Source organism: Acetobacter malorum, assembly GCF_001580615.1.
Taxonomy (GTDB): domain Bacteria; phylum Pseudomonadota; class Alphaproteobacteria; order Acetobacterales; family Acetobacteraceae; genus Acetobacter; species Acetobacter malorum.
Genome location: NZ_LHZC01000025.1, coordinates 1 through 23,223, shown reverse-complemented (window position 1 = coordinate 23,223; position 23,223 = coordinate 1). Strand labels below are relative to the sequence as shown.

Sequence of the window (23,223 nt, the reverse complement as noted above, 5' to 3'; positions counted from 1 at the left end):
CCTGCGTAAAGCCAGAAGCTGCTGGGTCAGAGCAAGCCATGCCTTTCCATTCTCAGTCTCACGCGCAGTTCTCTCAGGCAGAGACGCTTCAAAGGTCTCCAACGCATTAGGATCCGGAATACGTTTCCTGTTTTTCTCGTCCTGAAAAGCAGGAAACTGGGAAAATTCTTTTCGCCGCCCTTCCCTGACCTGCTCAGCCAGTTCTCCATGAAAGTCACAGAAAAAATAAAAGGGAGTCAGGCAGCCCCATTCCTCTCCCATAAAAATCATAGGGATCATCGGGCTTAAAAGAAGCAGGGCATACGCCGCTTTGACAGCTTCTGGCTTTGCAAGAGAAAGAAGCCGTTCCCCTAAGGCACGATTACCGGTCTGGTCATGATTTTGCAGAAAGAGAATGAATTTGGTAGCCGACAGATCTCCACTCGCCATCCCCCGATTTTTACCGGAATACGGGTTGAATTGCCCTTGATAGACAAAACCTTCTGCCAGAACCCGCGCCAGATCCTGCGTTGGATCTTTGGCAAACATTTTATAATAGCCCTCATGTTCTCCCGTCAGAAGAACATGCAAGGCGTTGTGCCCGTCATCATTCCATTGGGCTGTAAAGCCGTCCCGGAGCAAGCCAGCATCATTATTCTCGTTTTCAAGAATTAAATGGACATACCGCCCGGGCTCAACGGTCGCCTCTACCCTCTCGCGTAAGGCACCAAACCATGCATGGTCAGAAATAGCCGATGCAGCATCAATCCGCACACCATCAAACCGATACTCCATCAACCAGTAAAGGACATTTTCAATAAAAAAGTTAGCAACTGCCGGTTTATCAAAAGCAATGTCTGTGCCCCAGGTCGAATTCTTTTCATGGTCAAAAAAATCCTCGGCATAGACAGGCAGAAAATTTCCTTCTGGTCCAAAGTGATTATAGACCACGTCCAGAAGAACCATGAGCCCGCGCGCATGGGCTGCGTCGATCAGGCTTTTCAATTCGTCGGGGGAACCATAAGAGGCTGCGGGAGCATAAGGCAGCACCCCGTCATACCCCCAGTTCCTGCTTCCTCCGAAGCTGTTGATGGGCATAAGCTCAATGACTGTTATGCCAAGCGCTGCCAGTTCATCAAGCTGCAGCACTATGCCGCGATATCCCCCCAGCAAACCGGCATGGAGTTCATAAATAACAGCTTCATTCCATGGCCTTCCCTGCCATTGTGGGCACTGCCAGTGATAGGATTCAGGATTAATCACAACACTTGGCCCCAGCACACCATCCGGCTGACTACGGCTTGCTGGGTCAGGGACCGACTGGCCGCCGGAAACACGAAAAAAATACCGTGCTCCTGCGCCGCACGCTATAGTCAGACTAAAATGCCCGTGCCCGTCAGAATTCATTTTCTGAGCAGGCATCCCCTCAATTTCTAAAAACACCTCTTCACTGGAGGGTGCCCAGAGCGTGAAAGCTGTCCGCTCTTCTGCTTCCAGTTCCGCACCAAACGCTTTTCTAAAACGAAATGTCTGCATGGTCAGAAACCTTTTTTACAAGGACGAAATGGCTAGGAAGCCGCCGGACTGAAATAAAGCACCGAAAGAGGCGGAAGCGTTGCCACGACAGAAGCAGGTAAGCCATGAGCTGGCACAGTCTGAGCCTGTAGTCCTCCTGCATTTCCCACATTGGACCCGCCAAAGCACGACGCATCAGTATTGAGAATTTCGTGCCAGTATCCTGCGTGCGGCACGCCGATGCGGTAATTATAGCGCGACACGGGCGTCATATTGCAGACAATCAGGACTGGTGCAGCGTCCGGCGCATACCGCATCCAGGCAAAAACACAGTTCTGCGTATCGTCGGCAATAAGCCACTGGAAGCCATGATCGCTGTAATCATCTGCATATAAAGCAGGATATGCGCGGTAGACACGGTTCAGGGCCGAAATGGCCTCATGCATTCCTTTGCCTGTCGCATCCTCCAGCCGATGCCAGGCAAGCTGCCCGTCATGATTCCACTCTTCTCTCTGCGCCAGTTCGCCCCCCATAAAAAGCAATTGCTTGCCGGGGTATGCCCACATGAGCGCATACAGACACCTCAGATTAGCATGCTTCTGCCAGTCATCTCCCGGCATACGAGACAGGAGAGAGCCTTTGCCGTGCACAACTTCATCATGAGAAAGAGGCAGAATAAAACGCTCGGAATAGGCGTAGACCATGCCGAAAGTCAGGTCACGCGCATGATACCCACGCCAGAGCGGGTCCAGTTGCATGTAACGCAGCGTATCGTGCATCCAGCCCATATTCCACTTGAAGCGAAATCCGAGCCCCCCTGTTTCCGGTGGGGCCGTCACACCCGGCCAGGCGGTGGATTCCTCAGCAATGAGCATCACATCATCATGGAGATCCCGGATTAGTGTGGAGAGCTCATGAAAGAAGGAGACAGCCTCAAGGTTTTCACGCCCACCATAAATATTGGGCTTCCACTCGCCTTCTTTGCGGCTGTAATCGCGATACAGCATGGACGCCACTGCATCGACCCGCAGGCCATCAATATGAAAGCGACGCAACCAATAAAATGCACTCCCCAGCAGGAAACCCCGGACCTCGTTTCGGCCAAAATTGAAAATGAGCGTATGCCAGTCCTGATGGAACCCCTCCTGCGGGTCTGCATGTTCATACAGATGCGTTCCATCAAAACATGCCAGCCCATGCGGGTCCGAGGGGAAATGGGCAGGCACCCAGTCCATAATCACCCCAATCCCCGCCTGATGGCATCTGTCTACAAACGCAGCAAACTCCTCAGGAGCACCATGCCGTGCTGTAGGCGCGTATAAACTGACAGGCTGATATCCCCAGGACCCCGCAAAAGGATATTCAGTGATGGGAAGCAATTCTATATGTGTAAAACCAAGCTCCTGAATATAGGGAATAAGGGAATCCGCCAGACTGCTCCAGGAGATAAACCGTTCCCCACTGTGGGGATGTTTCCAGGAGGGCGGATGAACTTCGTAAATGGAGATCGGAGCATTTACGGCTTGCCGTTTGCCGCGGTACTGCATCCAGTCCGCATCATGCCATTCATACGTCAGAGCCCCGGCAACACGTGACGCAGTCGCCGGCGGTTTTTCCGCAAAACGGGCATAGGGGTCTGCCTTCGCTGACAAAATCTTGCCTTCAGCAGAAAGAATTTCATATTTATAACGCTCACCGGCAGCAAGACTGGGAACAAAAAGCTCCCATACCCCTGCGCCATGCCGCACCCGCATCGGGTGCCGTCGGCCATCCCATATGTTGAAATCCCCAATAACAGAAACCCGGCGAGCGTTGGGTGCCCAGACTGTAAAACGCACACCTTTTACACCGTTTATTTCCAGACAATGCGCCCCCATCACCTCATCAGGTGCATGGTGCCGCCCTTCTGAAAACAAATGCAGATCCAGATCCCCGAGCAACTTCCCAAAACTGTAAGGGTCCACAACATCCTGCCAGCCATCAGCCCACCTTACCCTTACAAAATAACTCTGGCTCCGCTTGGGGATTGTGGCGCTATACACCCCGTGAGGATGAATACGATACATCTTTTGCTCAAGCGGCAGACCTTTGGCTGGCGTGGAAACCACTGTGACTTCAAGCGCATCAGGAAAAAAGACACGGACAATGTCGCCTCGTCCATCAGGATGTCGGCCCAGCACGCCAAACGGATTGGAGCTAACGCCGTGCGCCAGATCGTCAACCTGCTGCTCAAGAGCAATATCGGCCGTTTTTCGGTTTTTTGGTAAAGAATTAGAAGGCATTGCAATACATACCGCTTTATCCTGCAAATAAGAGGAGTGCTATTTGTGCCGTCAGGCGCGCGTGCCTGTACGCTTTTGGCTTTCCGGACCTGTGCTTCTCAAACCACCGGGCGGCATACGTGCTGGCTGAATTCTTTGCGGTGCACGCGCAGGCCGTTTCAAGACATCCCCACGACGTGGCGCAATATCATCGTGCAAAGTCTTATAAGATTCTGAACAGCCAGCGAGTTCCCGGAAGAGTTTGGCATAATCAGCAGCCTTCCCCTCCCATGAAACATCATGAAGAGCGCCGTTACGCTGCAAACGCGCCCAAACAGACTTCTGCTGGAACAGAACATACGCGCGGCGCACTGCTCCCATCAGCGTTTCACGATTGGTAGGTGCAAACAAAATACCATTTGCGACACCTTCAGCAATGGCCGCAGAATTTGCATCGACAATCGTGTCGGATAAGCCCCCAACACGGGCCGCAATAGGAACAGACCCATAGCGCAAGGCATGCAGCTGGGTCAGGCCGCATGGCTCAAACCGCGAGGGAATGAGAGACGCATCGACTGCAGAATGAAGTTTATGCCCCAGAATTTCACTATAATTCAGGTGGCAGGCCAACTGATGCGGATATCGGCTTTGCAACTCTGCAAATGACCGCATGATTTCCTGATCACCTATACCTACAATAGCAAGCTGCACATTCCATTCGAAAAGACGCGGCACAATTTCAGCTAAAATATCGACGCCTTTTTGCGTTGTCAGGCGGCTGACAAGCCCCAGAAGGAAGGTATCCGCCTTTTGCGGTAAACCAAATTCTGCCTGAAAAACTCTTTTATTAGCGCGCCGCCCCACAATATCCCCAACAGCATACGGAAATGTCACAGCCGGATCTGTCAGAGGGTCCCATTCTTTGAGATCAAGACCATTAAGAATGCCACTCAGCGCAGCAGAGCGGGTCCGCAGCAGACCATCAAAACCCATCCCATATTCGGCCGTCTGAATTTCTTCCGCATAGGTTGGTGAGACGGCTGTCAGGCTCTTTGCAAACAGGAGACCTGCTTTTAGGAAGCTGATTTGCCCATGGTATTCCAGCCCCTCCAGCGCAAAAGCCCTTGGTGGCAGGCCGTATGTTTCAAGGTTCTCCCGTGGGAAAATTCCCTGAAACGCGAGGTTATGAATAACGTGGGAAACAGGCGGAGCCTCCACACCGTCATAATGCAAGTAGGCCGCAACCAGAGCTCCCTGCCAGTCATGGGTCTGCACAACCGCAGGGCGCCAATGCTCCAGGCATCCCTGAGCAATAAACGCACCAACACGCGCCAGAACGGCATACCGTATCCCATTATCAGGCCAGTCCTGCCCTGTCGGGCTCCCGTAGGGGTTCCCCGGCCTGTCATACAGAGCAGGGACATCAGCCACAAAAAGTGACCGCCCTCTCGCCAGACCTTCCCACAAGGTCACCGCATGCCCGAGCACATTTTCAAAACGCTTTACAATCCGCCGTTCAGTCAAGCCTTTCATGACCGACGGATATCCCGGCAACAATGTGTGGGTTTTTATTCCATACGACAGCAAAGCGCCCGGCAGAGACCCAACAACGTCCCCTAGCCCACCGGTTTTTATCAGTGGATACATCTCTGAAGCAACAGACAGGACGTTCAGAGTAGCAGGCGTCATTGCAACAGGTGTCTGCGTCATGGCTCATGCCTCTTGAGTGTCTTGGTGGTAGCGCTGCTCACCGACGTGACATGATGCTGGCTGTCAGAGACGGTCAAACAAAAAACGCTGGCTATGCCTAAATGTCCCCGACACACGATTATGTTATCAAATTCCCCTTCAGAACGTGCGTTACAACCCCATGAATGCCACGGTTTCGCCATGGGGCGAGAAACTGGCAGAGCATTCTGAGTTAAGTTGGACCGCTGCCCATGAGCTTTCCGCGTCATCAAGGCTTACGTGAAGGCAACCCCGTAGAACGCGGAGCCACGTATGATGGATCAGGCGTCAATTTTGCAGTTTTTTCGGCAAACGCTACGGCAGTCGATATCTGCCTCTTTGACACCGATGGCAAAACGGAAACAGACCGCATTCGTCTTCCTGAATACACAGATCAGGTTTTTCATGGCTGGATACCAGATTTACACCCGGGGCAGCTTTATGGCCTGCGTGTCCACGGCCCTTACGAACCTGATGCCGGGCATCGCTTCAATCCCAACAAGCTCCTGCTGGACCCTTATGCCAGAGGTCATTTTGGCAGCCTGCAGTGGGACCCTGCCCTGTTTGGCTACGAGTTAGGACACCCCGATCTTGATCTGAGTTTTGATGAACGGGACAGCGCCCCTTTTATTCCAAAATGTATTATTTCAGCTCCATCACGACGCAGAAATAAACCTTTAAAAACACGATGGTCTGATACGATTGTTTATGAAACTCACGTCAAAGGCTTTACACAAACTAACCCTTTGGTCCCTAAACGCCTGCGTGGCACCTATGCCGGCCTCTGCCATCGCTCTGTGCTGGATTACCTTAAATCTCTGGGAATTACCTCTATTGAGCTTCTTCCCATCCAAAGCTTTGTCAATGACCACTATCTTATAGAAAAAGGCCTTACAAATTACTGGGGCTACAATACGATCGGTTTTTTCTCCCCTGACACACGCTACGCGGCCAACCATGCAGACCCGGCAACGGAGTTCAGGCACATGGTGGCAAGTTGCCATGCCGCTGGCCTCGAAGTCATTCTGGATGTTGTCTATAATCACACGGCTGAAGGCAATGAGCTTGGCCCGACCTTGTCCTTCAAGGGTTTGGACAATGCTTCCTACTACCGTCTGGTTCCTGACAATTTACGCTATTATATTAATGATACCGGCACAGGGAACACATTCAACCTGACTAATTTGCGGGCTATACAGTTTGTAGCTGACAGCCTGCGTTACTGGGCCGAAGATATGGGCGTGGATGGCTTTCGCTTTGATCTGGGCACCATTTTGGCGCGTGAAAAAGAAGGGTTTGATCCCGAAGCTGGTTTTTTACGCGTCTGCCGACAAGACCCGACTTTAGCGCATCTCAAATTGATAGCAGAACCGTGGGATATCGGTCCCGGTGGCTATCAGGTCGGTAAATTCCCTCCAAGCTGGGCGGAATGGAATGACAAGTTTCGTGATACAGTCCGAGATTTCTGGCGTAACCAAGCGCGTGCCTCCGCTTTAGCCCCACGTCTTCTTGGCAGCCCGGACCTGTTCAACCATAGCGGACGGCAGGCATGGTCCAGTGTCAATTTTATTGCGGCCCATGATGGGTTTACACTTAAAGATTGTGTCTCTTATGAAAATAAACACAATCAGGCAAACGGCGAAAATGGCGAAGACGGTTCTAGCGACAACCGCTCTTGTAACTATGGTGCCGAAGGCCCCACGGATGATGTCGCCATTAATACACTTCGCTGGAGGCAGTGCCGCAATATGCTGGCGACCCTTCTGCTCTCCCAAGGTACTCCCATGCTTCTGGCGGGTGACGAGTTTGGCCGCACACAAAATGGCAATAACAATGCATACTGTCAGGACAACGCTATTTCATGGTTGAACTGGGCTATTGAAAAGGAAGGGAAAAGCCTCCAATCTTTTACGCAACGTATCATCAGCCTTAGAAAACGCTTCCCCATTTTAAGACGGAGCCGATTTCTCACGGAAGCCTACAACAAGGAACTCGAAGTTAAAGAACTGACGTGGGTCAGTGCCAGTGGTCAGGAAATGAGGCAGGAAGAATGGGACCATGCGCAATGTTTTGGCCTGATGCTGGATGGTCGTGCCCAGCCGAGCGGTATCATGCAACGCGGTGCAGATGCCACGCTTCTCCTCATCCTCAATAGCTGGAATGATGTCGTGGAATTTACCCTTCCTGAAGCAGAGGGAAGTGCTTGGAAAATGCTACTCGATACCAATCGTCCTGATGATGGAGCAGACATAGAAAAGAATACTTTCCCGCAGAAAGCAGTGTTCACCGTGACCGGACACTCTCTTTTAGTTTTTGAGCTTCTGGGCGCTTAAGACGCAATTTTTTACAGAAATATGAAATCTTTATCCCGGCTTCTTTGGTAGATGCACTTCGAGACACTCCCTGCCAGCAAGATCTGCCATCCTGCAAAATGGCAGATCTATGCCTGCATCAAAATCAGAGAACTATTTGTTCCTCTGTTTGGAAACTTTATCTGGATTGGCCTTTTATGATCTAACAGTAAGCCAACAGGAGTATAAACCATGCCCCGAGGTGACAAATCCGCCTATACGGATAAGCAGAAAAGACAAGCAGAGCATATTGAACAAAGTTATGAACAGCGTGGTGTCAGCGAAAAAGAAGCTGAGCGCCGTGCATGGGCGACCGTTAATAAAGAAACTGGGGGTGGTAAAAAAAGCGGTTCAGGAAGAAGTCATGATGTAACGCATGAACCATTCCGTAAAGGGGGAAAGAAAGGTGGCGAGGCATCAGCTCACCGCCCAGCAGACGCACGTTCTGCTTCAGCACAAAAAGGCGCTGAAACACGAAAAAGAAAATAACTCTTTCGCCACTGGTTATGATTGAAACAATCTTATCCAATAAAGATTTTTTCTTTTCCCAGCGTGGTAGCGATATAGCCTTTGCGGATATTCCGCGAAGAGATCTCTCTGGTACATTTCAAAGAGCCACTCCTGCTCTTTCTGTGTTCAGCAAGTGAGCTCCGCAGAGAACAATATCGCCACTTTTCGCTTCATAATCCTGATTTCTCTAACAGGTCGCTTTTCTTCTCAGCTCGAGCCCTTAGAGACACTACACGCCTTCAGAGAGCGTGCTGGTTCACACTTTTCCCGGCAATGCGGGTCAGTTTCTGATCGGCAGATTTTTCCTCTTCCAGCGTCTGCTGTAGAAGAGCTGCACAGTCCGGGCGACCAAGCTGTGTTGCATAGGCAATAAGACTGCCATAGCGGGTTATTTCATAATGCTCGACCGCCTGCGCAGCCGAGAGCATGGCAGCGTCCCGAACCTCGGGATCGTCACAATCACTGATGATATCCTTAGCCTCGGCAAGAATTCCATCCATAGCCTGGCATGTCACACCTTTGACGGGCTGCCCATGCAGTTCGAACACCTGCTCCAGCCTACGCACCTGCTCTTCTGTTTCCGTCAGGTGATGCTGAAACGCAGCCTTCAGTTCGGGGTCCGAAGCCTCTTCAGCCATAACGGGCAAGTTCTTAATGATTTGGTTTTCTGCATAATAAATATCCTGAAGAGTATGCACGAACAAATCATCAAGAGTGTTTATCGGTTTCGAAAAGAATCCCATTTTTCAGTCCCTTTCCAAAAAATATCTGCCTTTTGGCGGATATCAAATATTTGGCAAACTGGTCGGAATAGTGAGTTTACGGGAGCGCCAGCAGGAGTGCTGACGCCCCCGACACCTAACATGATGTCAGGCTTTTTTATGACTCTGCTGAGCAGCTTTGACGTGCTGCTCATGCGTACCGCCTCGGGTGCCAGAACTATGTTCGCCTGAACCCTTTTCAGCGTGGGAACCAGTAGTATTTTTGTGGCTTTGCTCACCAGCCTTCACGTGCGGCTCATGCGTGCCGCCCTGGGTGCCTGAGCTATGGTCCGCCGAGCTCTTTTTAGTCTGGGAACCACTCGTATTTTTATGGCTTTGCTCGCCAGCCTTCACGTGCTGGTCATGATTACCGCCCTGGTTAGCCATTTTACCATTCCTTTTTCTAAGAAAAGACGGTCTTTTTTATCTGGCCGTCTCATGGCAAACCCCGCGCAGCAACCGAAGTTGCAACCTATAAAAAGAATTACAAATATTTTATAAATAAATATCATACAATCGTAATAAAAATATTATTCCATTCCAACATTTAAAATATAATAGAAATATTTATTAATACAGCACCTTACATTACTTTCTTACCATGTGTCGTCAGTTAGCACAGGAATACTTCTGATCCCGCTCAACCGGGAAGCCTTCCTTGCCAACAAGCCTATGACGCATAGCAGACTGATCGAGCTTTTTTTAATAAAATCAAATAGTTCCGATCCCTCATCACGGCACGACAGACTCAACCCACTTCTTCGTCGCTGTTCGTTCATCTCAATCTTCATGCTGCTTAAATGACGACACGTTGCAAAAGAACGCCAATTATAAGCGCATCCTGAACGCCGTCTTCCATGGGCTTTCCGTCTCCAGAGTATCCACCCCCAGCGAGCCGCCATGCCCCAGCACAATCTGCCGTGCCAGACTTAGGCCTATCCCATTCCCGTTTGTTTTGAACGACACAAATGGCTGGAAAATCTGGTCACGCACTGACGGATCCAGCCCTATACCATTGTCACGCACAATGATGGTGGCAGCACCGTCAGTAACCTCAACAGCAACCTGAACGCGGGGTGAAGGCTGACTTTCGCAAGCCTCCGCTGCATTATTGAGAAGATTAAGCAGGGCTTGTTCAATCTGTGCCTTATCCACCCTCACCACCACACGGGTGGGATGAAGACAAAGCTCCAGTGTGACGCTCTCAGCCCAGCGCGCCTCAAATATGCGCTGTGTTTCGCGCAGCAACGCATTAAGATCGACCGGAGCCAGATCCGGAGCAGGCAGACGAGCCAGATCGCGATAACCCCGCACAAATTTATCCAGGCCCTCCGCCCGGCGCCGAATGGTCGCCAGGGCCTCAGTAATAAGAGGAGACGGCAAATCCTTCCCTCCCTCCGCAAACAACTCTTCTGCCGTGACCGAAAGAGAGACAATTGGCGTTAGAGAATTCATGATTTCGTGGCTCAATATCTGAAGCAGGTCACGCAGGGCCTGCGCTTCAGCCGCGTTTAAGCCGGCTTCCACGTCAGTTAGCGCCAGATACTCCACAATTCCCCCCACACCGGCCCCCTGCCCGATTGAAAGGGCATAAACACGCGATGTGCCATCAGCAGAGGATACAAATCGTATTAACCGTCCTGCCTCGGAAGATCCTCGTTTTTCATTTAACGCTGCGAGTAATTCAGCAGGAGGTTTGATGAGACGATCATCTGTTTCAAAAAGTCTGCGTGCAGCACGGTTGGCGGCATGTAATGTTCCATCCACGCTTCGGAACAGCAAGGGCACCGGAGCATGATCAAGCAAAGCACGATTACGCAGTCTTTCACGATCAGGCGGATTGACGATGGATGGTTCGCGGCGTTGCATCCGCCGGGTCAGCTCAAGCTGTGTCGCAACCAAAGACACAATGCACCCAATGGCAATACAGACCAGAAGAGAGGCTGTCGCGTAAAATCCTTTTTGCCAGACTGGTGGAATTAACAGGCATGCAACAACAGTGCCCGAAAGACGGAGCAAGGCATACCAAACCGCGTGCACTTTAAAGCCCATATCGTGCCATGCGCCGATACAGTGCGGGGCGTGTCAGACCCAGTTCTTTGGCTGCCTTCGTCACGTTAAAACTGTTCCTGTGCAAAGCCGCCTCCACCAATGATCGTTCTGTATCGCGCAAGGTCAGTGCCTCGCTCGTCTGGGGTGCAGTCTTGTCCGAAGAGACCTGCCATTCACCCATAATCACCACACGTTCTACTGCCGCTCTGAGTCCCCGCACATTCTGCGGCCATGCTTCTGCCTGCAGCGCGGCAATACGGGAGGCATCACACTCCGGTTCTGGGAGCCCATGCCGTGCAGAAAAATAATGAAGAAAATGGCTGGTAAGTGCTGCGACATCATCTGGTCGTTCCCGCAATGGCGGAATTTTGAGTGTCACCATACCAAGATGCAACATCAGTTTGGGCTGAAGGCGCGCACTCACTCCTGCGGGATCCTGCGAGGACAACGCGATCACGCGTGGAGGAACGCTTTCATCAAGACGGTCTGTCAGACGACGCTGTAATGCCGGAGAAAGAGCTTCAATGTCCCGGCATATCCACACGCCTCCTGCCTCCGGAAGGTCCTGACAGTCTTCTGCACTAAAAACCTGCACGGCTCCCCCATCAGACGAAAGAGCATGAATGCGTCTTGCAAGAAGCGCTTTCCCCACGCCAGACGGTCCGGAAATGACCACCGATGCCCGTGTGGCGGCAATCCGGTCCGCTTCTCCAACAATCTCTTTCATGACCTGTGACGCAGCAATAAGGACCGGCTCGGCATCAGAAAAATGATTACGACCACCTTTTTCAAGAACGCTGGTGACCAGACTCACAAGCCGGTCATTATTCCAGGGTTTCATCACAAAATCGGTCGCCCCGGCACGCATGGCTTCAACGGCTATGGTGACCCCACTATGACCGGTCACGACAAGAACCGGTAAATCCCGGCGGAGCACGAGCATATCTTTCAGCAGAGCTAGTCCTTCAGCCCCCGTGCGTGCCCCTTTGGTGTAGTTGAGGTCCAGCAGAACAAGATCAACCGGGTGAGACGCAAGCAGGGTTAACGCTTCCGGTGCATTGTAAGCGGAGAGCATTCTAATTCCGCGTCGCTGAAAGAGCAGCCGCGCCGCGACCTGAATATCGCAATCATCATCAACAAACAGCAGGCACGGCAGTGATGCATCGTGAGAGCTGTCATCTCCACTTACTTCGTTTCGAAATGCGTTCATTTTTCTGTTGACAGCTCCCTCAAAGGTGTTCGTTTCCGGACAGTCCGTCCGGTTCCGAACAGACACACGCACAACCCCAAAAATAGTCCTTATTTTTCAATAAGATATGATTTCATGATTCTAAGATACACTGTTTTTCAAGAGGAGAAACAGTGTATGAATCACCCGGTTTCAGGCAGCACGGCAACAACAGGAAAACCGCATTCCCAGTCTGGTGCCGCCATGGATCGCGCAGTCGTGCCGTCTGTCAGGAAAGTTCTTGTACGCCGTGCCGTGCGCTACGGCAGTCCTCTTGCGGTCATCCTTCTTGCATGGGCCGGGTGGCAGCTGGCACCCGCCTCTGGCACGCTGTCCATACAGCGTGACCAGATTTCAATTGCCGCAGTGCAGTCTGCTCCTTTTCTTGATTATCTTCCGCTGCGGGCCACGGTCGCCCCCCTCAACGTCACCTTCATCAATGCTGTGCAAGGTGGAGAAGTTGCAGAGGTCGTGGCGCGAGATGGTGCGCTGGTCAAAAAAAACGATGTTCTGGCCCGTCTGAGCAATCCGCAGCTTCAATTAGACGTCACCTCACGCGAGGCCGCAATCGCCAGCCAGCTCGGAGCCGTCAGTGCGCAACGCCTCACTTTGCAACAGACACGCACGACCGAAGAAACACAGCTCGCCGAGGCGCGCTACAATCTTCTCAAGGCCCGACATGAACTCTCCATTCGTGAGCAGCTTCGTCAGCAGGGTTTTGAATCCGATGCCAACGTCCAGTCTTACAGCGATGAGGCCGACTATTATGCCCAGCGCCTCAAACGACTTGATGCTGCCCGCACGCAGGACCTCCGGGTAGCGGACAGGCAGGAGAAGGAGATTGACGAGGAAGGCCAGCGCCTCCGCTCCAATCTGGAAGTTGTTGAAAGCAGCCTGGGCGCACTTACGCTGCGGGCCTCCCTTGATGGTCGCCTAACCAATTTTGATCTGCAGCCCGGCCAGTCGCTCAAGGCAGGAGATAAAATCGGGCAAATCGACAGCGAAGGCCACTATCGTCTCGATGCCGATATCGATGAATTCTATCTGGGCCGCGTTGCCATTGGTGAACGCGCACAAGCGGATCTTGGTGACGTCAAAATCCCTCTGACCGTCACACGCGTGCACCCTCAGGTCACGAACGGTCAGTTCCGTGCCGAACTCACCTTCGACACCCCTCCTCCTGCCGGCCTGAGACGCGGCGAGAGCATTGATATCCGGATTACACTTGGTGAGACGCATAGAGCGCTTGTTCTGCCCAACGGCGCATGGCTTGAAGCCAGCGGCGGAGCGTCCGCATTTGTCGTGGCGGCAAACGGACGCAGTGCGGACCGCGTGGCAATCACATCAGGCCGACGCAACCCGGAGCAGGCAGAAATTACCAGCGGACTGCATGAAGGCGATCAGGTGATTGTCTCGTCCTATAATTCTTACAAAAATTTCAACCATCTCGCCATTCACTAAGCGACAGGAGCCTCTGACATGCTGATTCAACTCTCCCATATCCAGCGCCTCTATCGCTCTGACGAGGTGGAAACCACAGCCCTGCAGGATATCGAACTCGGTATCGGACACGGAGAATTTGTCGCCATCATGGGGCCATCGGGCTGCGGAAAATCAACCCTGCTCAACATCCTTGGCACCATCGACCGCCCAACGGCAGGGTCCTACCGCTTTGGCGGTGAAGAACTGACACACCTTAAAGAAGCCGCTCTTGCAAAATTCCGTCGGGAAAATCTTGGTTATATCTTCCAGAGTTTCAATCTGATTGACGAGCTGACGATTGAGGAAAATATCGAACTTGCGCTGATCTATCGTACTATTCCCAAATCGGAACGCCGCAGCCGGGTTGCGCATGCGATGGACAGGGTCGGTATTGCGCATCGCGCCAGACATTACCCTTCACAGCTTTCAGGTGGCCAGCAGCAGCGTGCGGCTATTGCCCGCGCCATTGTGGGGCAACCCCGCCTAATTCTGGCCGACGAACCGACCGGCAACCTTGATACTGAAAATGGCACGCAGGTTATGGATATTCTTCAAACCCTGAATGATGAAGGGGCGACTATTATCATGGTCACTCATTCCCCCAGCCATGCGGACCTCGCCAAACGGCGGGTTGATATGCTGGACGGGCAGATTGTCATTTCTGTACGCAATGCCATCTGAGGAATATACCTGATGATTGCCTCCATCTTCCGGAGTGTCCTCCGCCAGACCCGGCGCCATCCGCTGTATGTTGGTCTGAATATCTTCGGGCTGGCTTTAGGGATTGGCGTGTTCCTGACACTGACGCTTCTGGTCCGTTATGAATACAGCTTCAATGCTGGCTTTACAGATGCAGACAGGCTGGCACGTATGGATGAGCGCTGGTCCATGCCCGGCACAACGCCGTATGAGAGTGCCGATGTCTCCTTCAGGGCAGTTCCTTTTTTCAAACAGGATTTCCCTGAGATTGAAGAGGTTGTGACATTTACAAAGACAAACCTGTATGTGCAGAAAAACGGTCAGTTCACGCACTTTGCAGGACAGACGACAGATCCTGCTTTTTTCCGGATGCTTTCTCTTCGCTTCCTGCATGGCAACCCTGCTACAGCCCTGACACGACCGGATGGTCTGGTACTCTCTCAACGCACCGCCATGACGCTGTTTGGAAAATATGATGTTTTAGGTAAAATCGTTGAAATAAACAGGAGCGGCCAAAAGACCATTCAGGTCGTTACCGGTATTCTGGCCGCCCCTCCCTCCCCGGGTTTGCTGGATGACGTGGATATGCTTCTGCCGGTCACTCCACAAGAACGGCTGACACGCTCCTGTTTTCGCTTCTGGGGAAGTAGCTGCGGAGAGATCCTGCTGAAATTTCGCCGCCCGGAAGATATTGCCTCCGTCAATGCCCGTCTGTTCGATTTTGTGAACACCCGTGCGGCCGGACCGGCTGACGATGACGTCTCCCTCGGCCCTGCACCTACAAAGACCTATACACTCTCCATTGTCCCAATCCTTAAAATGCATTTTCACGATGTGAACGTGGAGGATACGGATAATAGTGTAGAACAGTATGTTATTGACAGCATTGGCCTGATTGGCCTGCTTGCTCTTATTCTTGGGTGTGCAAATGCTGTGAACCTCGCGACCGCCCGTGCCGGATTGCGAGCGCGAGAAGTCGCTCTGCGCAAAACCCTCGGTGCCCCCCGTCACGTGCTTTTTGGCCAGTTTATGGGTGAAGCCATGGTGGTCTCGCTGGTCGCAGGACTATGCGGGCTTGCATTCTGTGAGGCGTTCACGCCCGCCATTGCCAGTATAACGGGTGAAGCAATCCGGGTCGATTATGGGTTTATCGGGCTTCTGCTGCCGCTTGTTATCATCAGCAGCGGTCTGGCGTCTGGTGTTTATCCCGCGCTGGTTCTGTCTGGTTATCAGCCCGCAGCCATTCTGGCAGCCACGCGCATGCCTGCCGGTGGACGCCGGGCTGCACTACTGCGGAATGGGCTGGTTGTAGGGCAATTCTCGATCGCAATCTGTATTGTGATCTGCACCCTGGTGATTGATCGCCAAACCAGCTTCATGCGGAATGCAGACCGAGGCTACGTCAGATCCGGCCTTTTAATTGGGCAGCAGATGCACTCTCAGGATATCGGACTACAACGCCGTATGATGGATACCCTGCGGGCCATACCCGGTGTCACGTCAGTGACTTTGGGCGAGCTGGAACCAAACCCACACTCTCTTACCCGCACAACATTTCTCCATGAAGGAAGCAAGGGTCGGATTAAGGTGCAGATGCTTCGGGACCGTGTCTCATCTGATTACAGAGACACGTACCAGCCTCACCTGCTGGCGGGCCGCTGGTTTGATGCCGAACACGGCCAGGATGACGGTCCCTCCAATGAGGAGTTCGAAAACGGGAACGGGAACTGGAACGTCATTATCAACAGCAAAGCGGCCCGAGCCTTTGGGTTTGAAAAAGCTGATGATGCTGTAGGAAAAATTCTTAGAACTGATGCAAAACACTTCACCATCATTGGCGTGATTGAGGACATTCGTTTCAGTTCCCCCCGTGAATCCATATCACCCGAGATTCTGTTCTTCTCTTCCCTGCAACGCATTGCGTTCGATAATCCTGTTCCGGCCGTTCGGTTCTCCGGCGTAACCCGCATGCTCATGGCCGAGCGGCTTGACCGCGCATGGCGCACGCTCCTGCCTGATGTCGCCAGTCACTTTGCTCCAGCTGATGAGCTGATGGAGACTTACTATTCGGGCGATGAACGGCGTGGGAACCTGTTTACCCTCGGCGCCGTGGCAGCCCTGCTGATTGCCTGCCTTGGTCTTTACGGTCTGGCGGCTTTTGCCGCCGCACGACGTGTGCATGAAATTGGCATCCGCAAGACGCTGGGAGCCACAGCCGGACAGACCCTTGTTCTGCTGTTGCAGGACTTTCTAAAACCTGTGTTTGTGGCCTGCTTTATGGCCTGCCCAGTCTCCTGGCTTCTTATGCGCCAGTGGCTGAACGGGTTTGATGAACGGATTGCCCTCTCTCCTGCCCTCTTCCTGCTGGCTATCGGGGGCGCTGCGCTGATCGCAACCTGCACGGTTCTCGGGCAAACCCTTCATCTCGCGCGTGCCGAGCCGGCACGGGCACTCAGAGCGGAGTGATGGCCATGTATCGCTTTATTGTATGCCTTGCCGTTGCTGGCCTTGCCGCACACGCTGCTCAGGCCCAAACGCTGCAGGATGCCCTTGCGCATGCTTACCGCAGTAACCCAACACTTCTGGGTGAACAGGCCAATCAGCGCGCGGTGACAGAAAGCTCCGTGCAGGCCCGTGCAGGCTGGCGGCCAACAGTATCCGTCAACATGGATGCCAACTACCAGCAAGGCCCTTACACAAACGCGTTTGCTCTGGGCAGTTATACCTCAAACTATGCAGAGGGCTATGTTGCCGCCAAGCAAACGCTTTACTCCTTTGGCCATACAGCCAATCAGGTGCGGGCAGCAGATGCCCGCTCCCATGCAGAAGCGCATGCCTTACGCCTGACGGAAGCCCAGATTTTTACCAGCGCGATCACCGCATATATGAACGTTTTGCGAGACCGCTCGGTGAAGAACATCCGGCAAGCAGATCTGGACATGCTCCAGCGCCAGGTGCAGCTCACCACATCACGCTATACACTTGGTGGCGCTCCAACTGAGCAAGTGACAAAAACCGATGTCGAGCAGGCTGAAACGCGCCGTCACTCAGCAGAAGTTGCTCTTACACAGGCTCGCGCCACACTTGCGGCTTCTGAAGCACAGTTCCGCGCCATCATTGGTGAAGACCCCAAAAAACTGATGATGCCAGCCGCCCTGCCCGGTCTGCCTTCCAATCTGGATCAGGCGCTGAAAGCCGCCATTCAGTCCAACCCTCAACTGGCCCAGATGCGCGCGACAAAAAGCGCGACACAGGCCGATCTTGATACGGCACGCTCCCAATGGGGGCCAGAAATTCAGGTTCAGGGGTCGTTCGGCACCATTGGTCCCGGCTCCCCCTTTCGCGGCCGGGAATACGGTGAGCAAGTGACAGGAACAGTCTCGTTCGTTCAGCCCGTTTATAATGGCGGCCTTTATAATTCCCAGATCAGGCAAGCCCGCGACAAGGATGAGCAAGCTCACCAGAACATTGAACTGGCCAGACGCTCGGCTCTGCAGAATGTTGTGACGAACTGGCAGGCTGTTGAAAACGGGCTTGAAGCCATTAAGGCAGGCATGGCGGAAGTGCGCTCTGGCGAGACGACATTAAAAGGCTACCAGCTTGAATATGGCTACGGCTTGCGCAGCACGACAGACGTCCTTTACGCGGACCAGAATTTACGCTCCGCACAGGTGGAACTGGCCTCAAGCCAGCATGACACCATCGTTGCAGAAGCGCAGCTTCTTGCGGCCATAGGCCGTCTTCAGGCGCAGGATCTGGTGCCACATACCCAGTATTATGATGCAGATGCCCAGCTTCGTCGTGCCCGCACGCGGCACTGGGAGCCTCTTCAGGCTCCCATCGCTGCGCTCGACCGCGCTGGCTGGTGAGGACAGGATAAACGTGATGCTAACCGGAATTCTTACCTCTACCTTCCGCACCCTCTCACGACACAGACTTTATACGCTTATCAATCTGATCGGGCTTGCGCTCGGCATAGCCGTGTTTCTCACCATGACGCTCATTGTGCGGTACGAGGAAAGCTATGATTCCTATATTCCGCGCGCTTCCAGCCTGTATCAGATTGATGAACTGCTCAGCCCGGCGGCTCATGCGTCCTCTGAAAATGATGCTGTAAGTTTTGTGCCGTTTCCTTTCCTAAAGCAGGATTTTCCGGATATCACGCACGCCATACGTCTTCTAAGCGAACCTCAGGCCATACGTGTGGGCACCGTCCTCGGACGAGAGTCCGTTACAATGACGGATCAGGATTTCTTTTCAGTCTTCGACCTCCCTGTGCTTTCCGGTGACAAACAGACCGCTCTGGATGGCCCGGGAAAAGTCGTAATTTCTGCCACCATCGCCCGCAAATATTTTGGCACGATTGAAGCTACAGGCCGCAAAATCAGGATAGACAATCAGGAAGAGGCTGTTATCTCAGCTGTGCTGGCCGATCCGCCCTCAAATTCTACCGAGGATTTCAGTATCCTTACGCCTTTCTCCAGTAAATTTATGACCACATTTCCCTACACGCTGCCTTTTAAAAACTGGGGTAGCACCTGGGGGCATATCTACATTCGCATTGATAATCCCGCTGCCGTTCCACACATCCGGACCGAGTTACTTTCCTATCCTGCACGACACCCAGGAAATTATTCTCCTTCTGGTATAAAAGATATTTTTGGAAACGGCGGTCTAACTCTTATTCCGCTCAGGGACATCCACTTTCATAACGCTGATATTGGTGAAGGCGGAACGAGCCGTCAGCTTGTCACTATTCTGGGGCTGGTGGGGCTGGCTGCTCTGGCAACGGCACTCGTCAATTATGTTAATATGGCAACTGCCCGTGCCGGGTTGCGCGCAAAAGACGTTGCAATGCGGAAAGTGCTTGGAGCCACACGCCTCTCCCTTGTCGTTCGGTTTATGACAGAAGCTATTTTTTTGGCGTTGGCAGCCGCCATGCTGGCTTTAACACTTACGGAATTTTCTTTGCGGTGGGTGAATGCTTTTGGCGGTTGGCAGATCCCTTACGACTGGGCTTTTATCCTCCCGGCAATCATTCTGATCGCCGTTCTGGCTGGAATTGTTGCTGGTCTTTACCCGTCTTTTGTTCTTTCAGCGTTTCAACCTGTTGCTGTTCTGTCCGCAAGCAGAATGCCCGGTGGCGGTCGGATTGATCGCACCGTCAGAAACGGGCTTGTGACAGTGCAATTCACGTTCGCAAGTCTTCTGGCTGTCTGCACACTTGTTATGACCCAGCAGGCACAGTTCGTTCGGGTGCTAAATCGCGGCATGGTTAATCATGGACTCATCGTCGTTGACTCCCTCAGTGACGACACGCTCAAAAACCGACAGGCCGCAATCGTCTCGCGCCTGAGCGAAATACCCGGCATCATCACGGCCACACGCTCTGACCTGTATCCACACCATATGTCCGACAGAGATGACTGGAAACGACCCGGTAACAACCCGTCATTCGGCCTTCAATGGGGTTACGCAACACCTCAGTATTTTGAAACTCTCGGAGCCAGTCTGATTGCCGGCCGTCTGTTTGATGAAAACCATGGGCAGGACTACGCTGTAGAGGCCGCAAAAACTGATAAGACGGAAAATGTCATTATTTCACGTCTGGCGGCACGCCGCTTCGGTTTTTCTTCTCCCGATATGGCCATTGGTCAGGAGGTTCAGGCGACAAACAACCCTGTGAAATATCGTATCGCAGGTGTTATTGAAGACATCCGCCTTGGCGGAATACAAGCCCCCCTCCAACCTCTCCTCTTTTTCGGAACAAAAGCGCCGATTGATTACGTTGCAGGTATCGTCCGGTATAAAGGCACGACTGAACAGACTGAAATGGCCCGTCTGCGTAAAGCATGGGAAGAAATTGTCCCAGATGTGCCTTTTTCTGCGCGAGACGTGTCAGATATTCTTGCTGAGGATTATCGTTCTGATGCAAACCACAGCACCCTTTTCAGTATCGGATCGCTCGTTGCGGTTTCCATCGCATGTCTGGGCCTTTATGGCCTCTCAGCCTTTACCGTCACGCGTCGGATGCAGGAAATCAGTATTCGTAAAGTTCTGGGTGCAAGCTCAAAGGATATTTTAAGGCTTCTCGTCAGCCAGTTTCTTCGTCCAGTCATGCTTGCAAATATCATAGCCTGGCCAGTGGCATGGATCGTGATGCAGGAATGGCTTTCAAAATTCGATCAAAGAATTTCGCTTACCCCTGCTCCCTTTGTCCTTGTAACCCTTCTGGCTCTCGGCGTAGCAACAGCAGCCATTTTCACCCAAGCCTGGCGCGCCGCAAACCGACCGCCAGCGGCGGGATTGCGACAACTCCTATAAAAATCCAACTTTGGAAAATCCGTTTTCCGTGAGTTGCTCATGGAAAACGATACTGACCGTATATTCAGCTACCCGAATTTTCAAAAATCAAAGGTGAGCTAGCCAAGGTTGTGCCAAAAATTTGGATGCCCTTGCTACTCAAATCTTAAAAAACACATAACGCGGCTTGCAATCAGCAAAGACCAAAATCAAGGAAACTGCTTACAGCACCCCACCCTCTGCTGCTCCAAATAGCGAAGTTCTATCATCGGTAGCTCGCGCGTCTGCGGGACATGCTGCATTTCGAACGGGACGAGAAGCGCCAAGAGGTAGCGCTCGCTGATCAATGTGATCATCCTCACGCCGTCAGACAATGGCCTTCAGATTGCCTTACATGGGAATCTTGTTGGCATTCTGACAATTACGTTTGGGGCGCAAAAAAGCCGCATTCCATCCTGCGCCCAAGCCCAATTCCAAGGACGAATCCCCGCACGCATAACTGCGTCGGGCTAAGAGTTTTTGATTAAGTTTTAAGGGATTTTGGTTGCGGGGGCACGGTCTGGCCGATACCAACATGCATTAGAAGTGGCCATTTGAACCTCGACTTTAGATCAAACACACAATGCATATGTGTCGGTTCGCATACTGCCCAACCTACAAAATTGAGCGAATTATCGTGTGGGCAATGCACTTTATTCTTTTGCAATAGATAATACGGTTCTTTTCGGCATTGGCGGCAGTGTGTGTTCCATACGCACTGCCATTCAACATTTCCTGTGAGGATATCCAGCGACACCATGAACTGGGAAACACTCTCGGGTCGCCATTACCCATGCGTTCCGCAAGGCAGTTGATCGTCCTAATATTTATTGTTGCACGATAATATCTGATCGTGATACAGGAACATTTATTGGCATCACGGAGTGCGATTGATGACAGTTCTGCCGTTTGCGAGACCCGAAGATGATGAGCCGCTTCCTTCCCCGCCGGTGCAGGAAGCAGAGCGGCGGCTTGCGAGCTATGCACGGTCGCTCAGGGCCTTGTTCTTCGGCTCACTGGCTGTAAGCGGCACACTGGTCGCAGTTGGTTCTGCGGCGCTTGCGCTCCGGAGCGGGGCGTATGTCGTGGCTGGCATCGTCAATCACCGCCTGACATTTATGGGCATGATCGGCGCGCCCGCTGCTGGCATGACAAGTCAGGATTTCATTCCCGCGAGCCAGCTCTCGATGTGGGCGACCAGTCTTGGAGCATGCCTCCTGGTCTTGCGCTTTCTTCCGGGACTTCTTGTTCTGACGTTCCTGTACCGCCTGTTCAATCTCTATGCCAAGGGCGAGGTCTTCACCTTCGCCACGACGAGAGAAATACGCAATATTTCCTGCTCCGTTCTCGCATATTCGTGTATCAGCCTCGTCACACATCCTCTCATGTATCTTCTTGGCCTGTTCCCTGAAATTTTCTCATGGGACATGCAGCAGATAGACGCTCTTGTTCTTGGCATTATTCTCCTTGCGGTAACGTATGTGATGAAAATCGGAAATAGAATTCAAGAAGAGCAGAAGGATTATATCTGATGCCGATCATCCTTCACCTCGACCTTATGCTCGTAAAACGAAAGGTGAGGTCCAACGCACTCGCTCGGGCTGTCGGCATCACAGAAGCGAACCTTTCCTCCATCAAGTCCGGCAAGATCAAGGGGATCAAGTTCTCGACCCTTGAAGCGATCTGCAAGCACCTTCAATGCCAACCGGGCGATATTCTGGAATATGTGCCGGATGAGGAAACCGACTTCGAACTTCGCCACGCGAGTTAATCTACCTCCTCCCTGAACCTGCCTGGTCGGGTCGATATGACGCGCTGTCGCGCGAACGCCCGAGATACGAAGGTATAATTCCGATATGGAAACGACATGCAGGAGCGCCAGCCGAGCGTCGCGCCTCCAGGCTTTCCGTGTGCTCTGGTCATGCCGTGTGCTGACTTGTGGCGCTATCGTCACGCTGAGCATGAGTGGTTGCGCCGTAGGACCGAATTACAAAGTTCCCACGCGCTCACTGCCGAACCGTTATACGGAATCGACCCTGCCCGAGAGGACAGTATCGGCTCCGGTCGCCCACGGAGCCTCCCAGCATCTCAATATAGGGCAGGATATCCCGGGTGACTGGTGGGCGCTCTATCGTTCCGAGCCTCTGACCCGTCTTGTCGCGCTGGCGATCCGAAATAACCCCAACCTTGAATCTGCCCGGCAGGCGCTTCGCAACGCGCAAGAACTGACACTCGCGCAATATAGCGGCCTGCTGCCGGCTGTCGGCGGCACCTTTGGCAGGACACGCGGAAACTGGACGTGTCCCGGTTTAGTT

Annotated in this window: 16 protein-coding genes and 1 pseudogene; 10 read left to right on the top strand and 7 right to left on the bottom strand. The window is 52.7% G+C overall.

Annotated features, from left to right (window positions below; translation table 11 throughout):
• From treZ to glgA, 3 genes are all read right to left on the bottom strand, one after another.
• A partial coding sequence (gene treZ, locus AD930_RS00655) for a malto-oligosyltrehalose trehalohydrolase (protein WP_061504754.1) occupies window positions 1–1,515 on the bottom strand: 1,515 nt, incomplete at its 3' end.
• Between the two features lie 32 nt (window positions 1,516–1,547).
• Window positions 1,548–3,776: a 1,4-alpha-glucan branching protein GlgB gene (gene glgB / locus AD930_RS00650; RefSeq protein WP_061504753.1), complete on the bottom strand. Its 2,229-nt coding sequence runs from the start codon at window positions 3,774–3,776 to the stop codon at window positions 1,548–1,550.
• A 51-nt stretch (window positions 3,777–3,827) separates the two neighbouring features.
• Window positions 3,828–5,465, bottom strand: coding sequence for a glycogen synthase GlgA (gene glgA, locus AD930_RS00645; protein ID WP_061504752.1), 1,638 nt, complete (start codon window positions 5,463–5,465; stop codon window positions 3,828–3,830).
• A 230-nt stretch (window positions 5,466–5,695) separates the two neighbouring features.
• On the opposite strand from glgA, the gene glgX reads away from it, so the two are divergent.
• The gene (gene glgX / locus AD930_RS00640) at window positions 5,696–7,816 is read left to right on the top strand and encodes a glycogen debranching protein GlgX (RefSeq protein WP_061504751.1); all 2,121 of its coding nucleotides are present in this window, start codon (window positions 5,696–5,698) and stop codon (window positions 7,814–7,816) included.
• 210 nt (window positions 7,817–8,026) lie between these two features.
• A complete protein-coding gene (locus AD930_RS17275; protein ID WP_082781589.1) occupies window positions 8,027–8,323 on the top strand; it encodes a plasmid stabilization protein in 297 nt (98 codons plus the stop codon).
• A gap of 260 nt (window positions 8,324–8,583) precedes the next feature.
• On the opposite strand, the gene AD930_RS00630 is transcribed toward AD930_RS17275, so the two are convergent.
• The 4 genes from AD930_RS00630 to AD930_RS00615 all read right to left on the bottom strand — a co-directional run bounded on the left by AD930_RS00630 (window position 8,584) and on the right by AD930_RS00615 (window position 12,367).
• Window positions 8,584–9,087 carry a YciE/YciF ferroxidase family protein gene (locus tag AD930_RS00630; protein ID WP_061504749.1) on the bottom strand — a complete coding sequence of 168 codons (504 nt, stop codon included), beginning with the start codon at window positions 9,085–9,087 and terminating at the stop codon, window positions 8,584–8,586.
• A gap of 126 nt (window positions 9,088–9,213) precedes the next feature.
• A complete protein-coding gene (locus AD930_RS00625; RefSeq protein WP_061504748.1) occupies window positions 9,214–9,492 on the bottom strand; it encodes a hypothetical protein in 279 nt (92 codons plus the stop codon).
• Window positions 9,493–9,933: 441 nt separating this feature from the next.
• Entirely contained in the window at window positions 9,934–11,124 is a 1,191-nt protein-coding gene (locus AD930_RS00620; protein WP_244150441.1) for a sensor histidine kinase, read from the bottom strand.
• 22 nt (window positions 11,125–11,146) lie between these two features.
• Entirely contained in the window at window positions 11,147–12,367 is a 1,221-nt protein-coding gene (locus AD930_RS00615; protein WP_208598537.1) for a sigma-54-dependent transcriptional regulator, read from the bottom strand.
• A gap of 156 nt (window positions 12,368–12,523) precedes the next feature.
• Between AD930_RS00615 and AD930_RS00610 the strand changes: the two genes are divergently transcribed.
• The 8 genes and pseudogenes from AD930_RS00610 to AD930_RS17580 all read left to right on the top strand — a co-directional run.
• A complete protein-coding gene (locus tag AD930_RS00610; protein WP_061504746.1) occupies window positions 12,524–13,846 on the top strand; it encodes an efflux RND transporter periplasmic adaptor subunit in 1,323 nt (440 codons plus the stop codon).
• Between the two features lie 18 nt (window positions 13,847–13,864).
• Window positions 13,865–14,548 carry an ABC transporter ATP-binding protein gene (locus AD930_RS00605; RefSeq protein ID WP_061504745.1) on the top strand — a complete coding sequence of 228 codons (684 nt, stop codon included), beginning with the start codon at window positions 13,865–13,867 and terminating at the stop codon, window positions 14,546–14,548.
• 12 nt (window positions 14,549–14,560) lie between these two features.
• Window positions 14,561–17,032 carry an ABC transporter permease gene (locus tag AD930_RS00600; RefSeq protein WP_061504744.1) on the top strand — a complete coding sequence of 824 codons (2,472 nt, stop codon included), beginning with the start codon at window positions 14,561–14,563 and terminating at the stop codon, window positions 17,030–17,032.
• Window positions 17,033–17,037: 5 nt separating this feature from the next.
• A complete protein-coding gene (locus tag AD930_RS00595; protein WP_061504755.1) occupies window positions 17,038–18,435 on the top strand; it encodes a TolC family outer membrane protein in 1,398 nt (465 codons plus the stop codon).
• A 16-nt stretch (window positions 18,436–18,451) separates the two neighbouring features.
• Complete coding sequence (locus AD930_RS00590) at window positions 18,452–20,890, top strand: ABC transporter permease (protein WP_061504743.1); 2,439 nt, start codon at window positions 18,452–18,454, stop codon at window positions 20,888–20,890.
• Between the two features lie 911 nt (window positions 20,891–21,801).
• Window positions 21,802–22,440: a DUF2975 domain-containing protein gene (locus tag AD930_RS00585; RefSeq protein WP_061504742.1), complete on the top strand. Its 639-nt coding sequence runs from the start codon at window positions 21,802–21,804 to the stop codon at window positions 22,438–22,440.
• Window positions 22,440–22,679, top strand: coding sequence for a helix-turn-helix domain-containing protein (locus AD930_RS00580; RefSeq protein WP_061504741.1), 240 nt, complete (start codon window positions 22,440–22,442; stop codon window positions 22,677–22,679). The genes AD930_RS00585 and AD930_RS00580 overlap by 1 nt, the downstream gene beginning before the upstream one ends.
• Before the next feature lie 85 nt (window positions 22,680–22,764).
• Window positions 22,765–23,223, top strand: a pseudogene (locus AD930_RS17580) (hypothetical protein); the annotation flags it as partial.

Bases quoted from the DNA above. Each gene is read 5' to 3' on its own strand.
- AD930_RS00625 (WP_061504748.1), bottom strand. From the start codon at position 9,492: ATGGCTAACCAGGGCGGTAATCATGACCAGCACGTGAAGGCTGGCGAG.
- AD930_RS00605 (WP_061504745.1), top strand. From the start codon at position 13,865: ATGCTGATTCAACTCTCCCATATCCAGCGCCTCTATCGCTCTGACGAG.
- AD930_RS00580 (WP_061504741.1), top strand. From the start codon at position 22,440: ATGCCGATCATCCTTCACCTCGACCTTATGCTCGTAAAACGAAAGGTG.
- AD930_RS00615 (WP_208598537.1), bottom strand. From the start codon at position 12,367: ATGAACGCATTTCGAAACGAAGTAAGTGGAGATGACAGCTCTCACGAT.
- glgB (WP_061504753.1), bottom strand. From the start codon at position 3,776: ATGCCTTCTAATTCTTTACCAAAAAACCGAAAAACGGCCGATATTGCT.
- glgA (WP_061504752.1), bottom strand. From the start codon at position 5,465: ATGACGCAGACACCTGTTGCAATGACGCCTGCTACTCTGAACGTCCTG.
- AD930_RS00585 (WP_061504742.1), top strand. From the start codon at position 21,802: ATGACAGTTCTGCCGTTTGCGAGACCCGAAGATGATGAGCCGCTTCCT.
- glgX (WP_061504751.1), top strand. From the start codon at position 5,696: ATGAGCTTTCCGCGTCATCAAGGCTTACGTGAAGGCAACCCCGTAGAA.
- AD930_RS00610 (WP_061504746.1), top strand. From the start codon at position 12,524: ATGAATCACCCGGTTTCAGGCAGCACGGCAACAACAGGAAAACCGCAT.
- AD930_RS00630 (WP_061504749.1), bottom strand. From the start codon at position 9,087: ATGGGATTCTTTTCGAAACCGATAAACACTCTTGATGATTTGTTCGTG.
- AD930_RS00595 (WP_061504755.1), top strand. From the start codon at position 17,038: ATGTATCGCTTTATTGTATGCCTTGCCGTTGCTGGCCTTGCCGCACAC.
- AD930_RS17275 (WP_082781589.1), top strand. From the start codon at position 8,027: ATGCCCCGAGGTGACAAATCCGCCTATACGGATAAGCAGAAAAGACAA.
- AD930_RS00590 (WP_061504743.1), top strand. From the start codon at position 18,452: ATGCTAACCGGAATTCTTACCTCTACCTTCCGCACCCTCTCACGACAC.
- AD930_RS00600 (WP_061504744.1), top strand. From the start codon at position 14,561: ATGATTGCCTCCATCTTCCGGAGTGTCCTCCGCCAGACCCGGCGCCAT.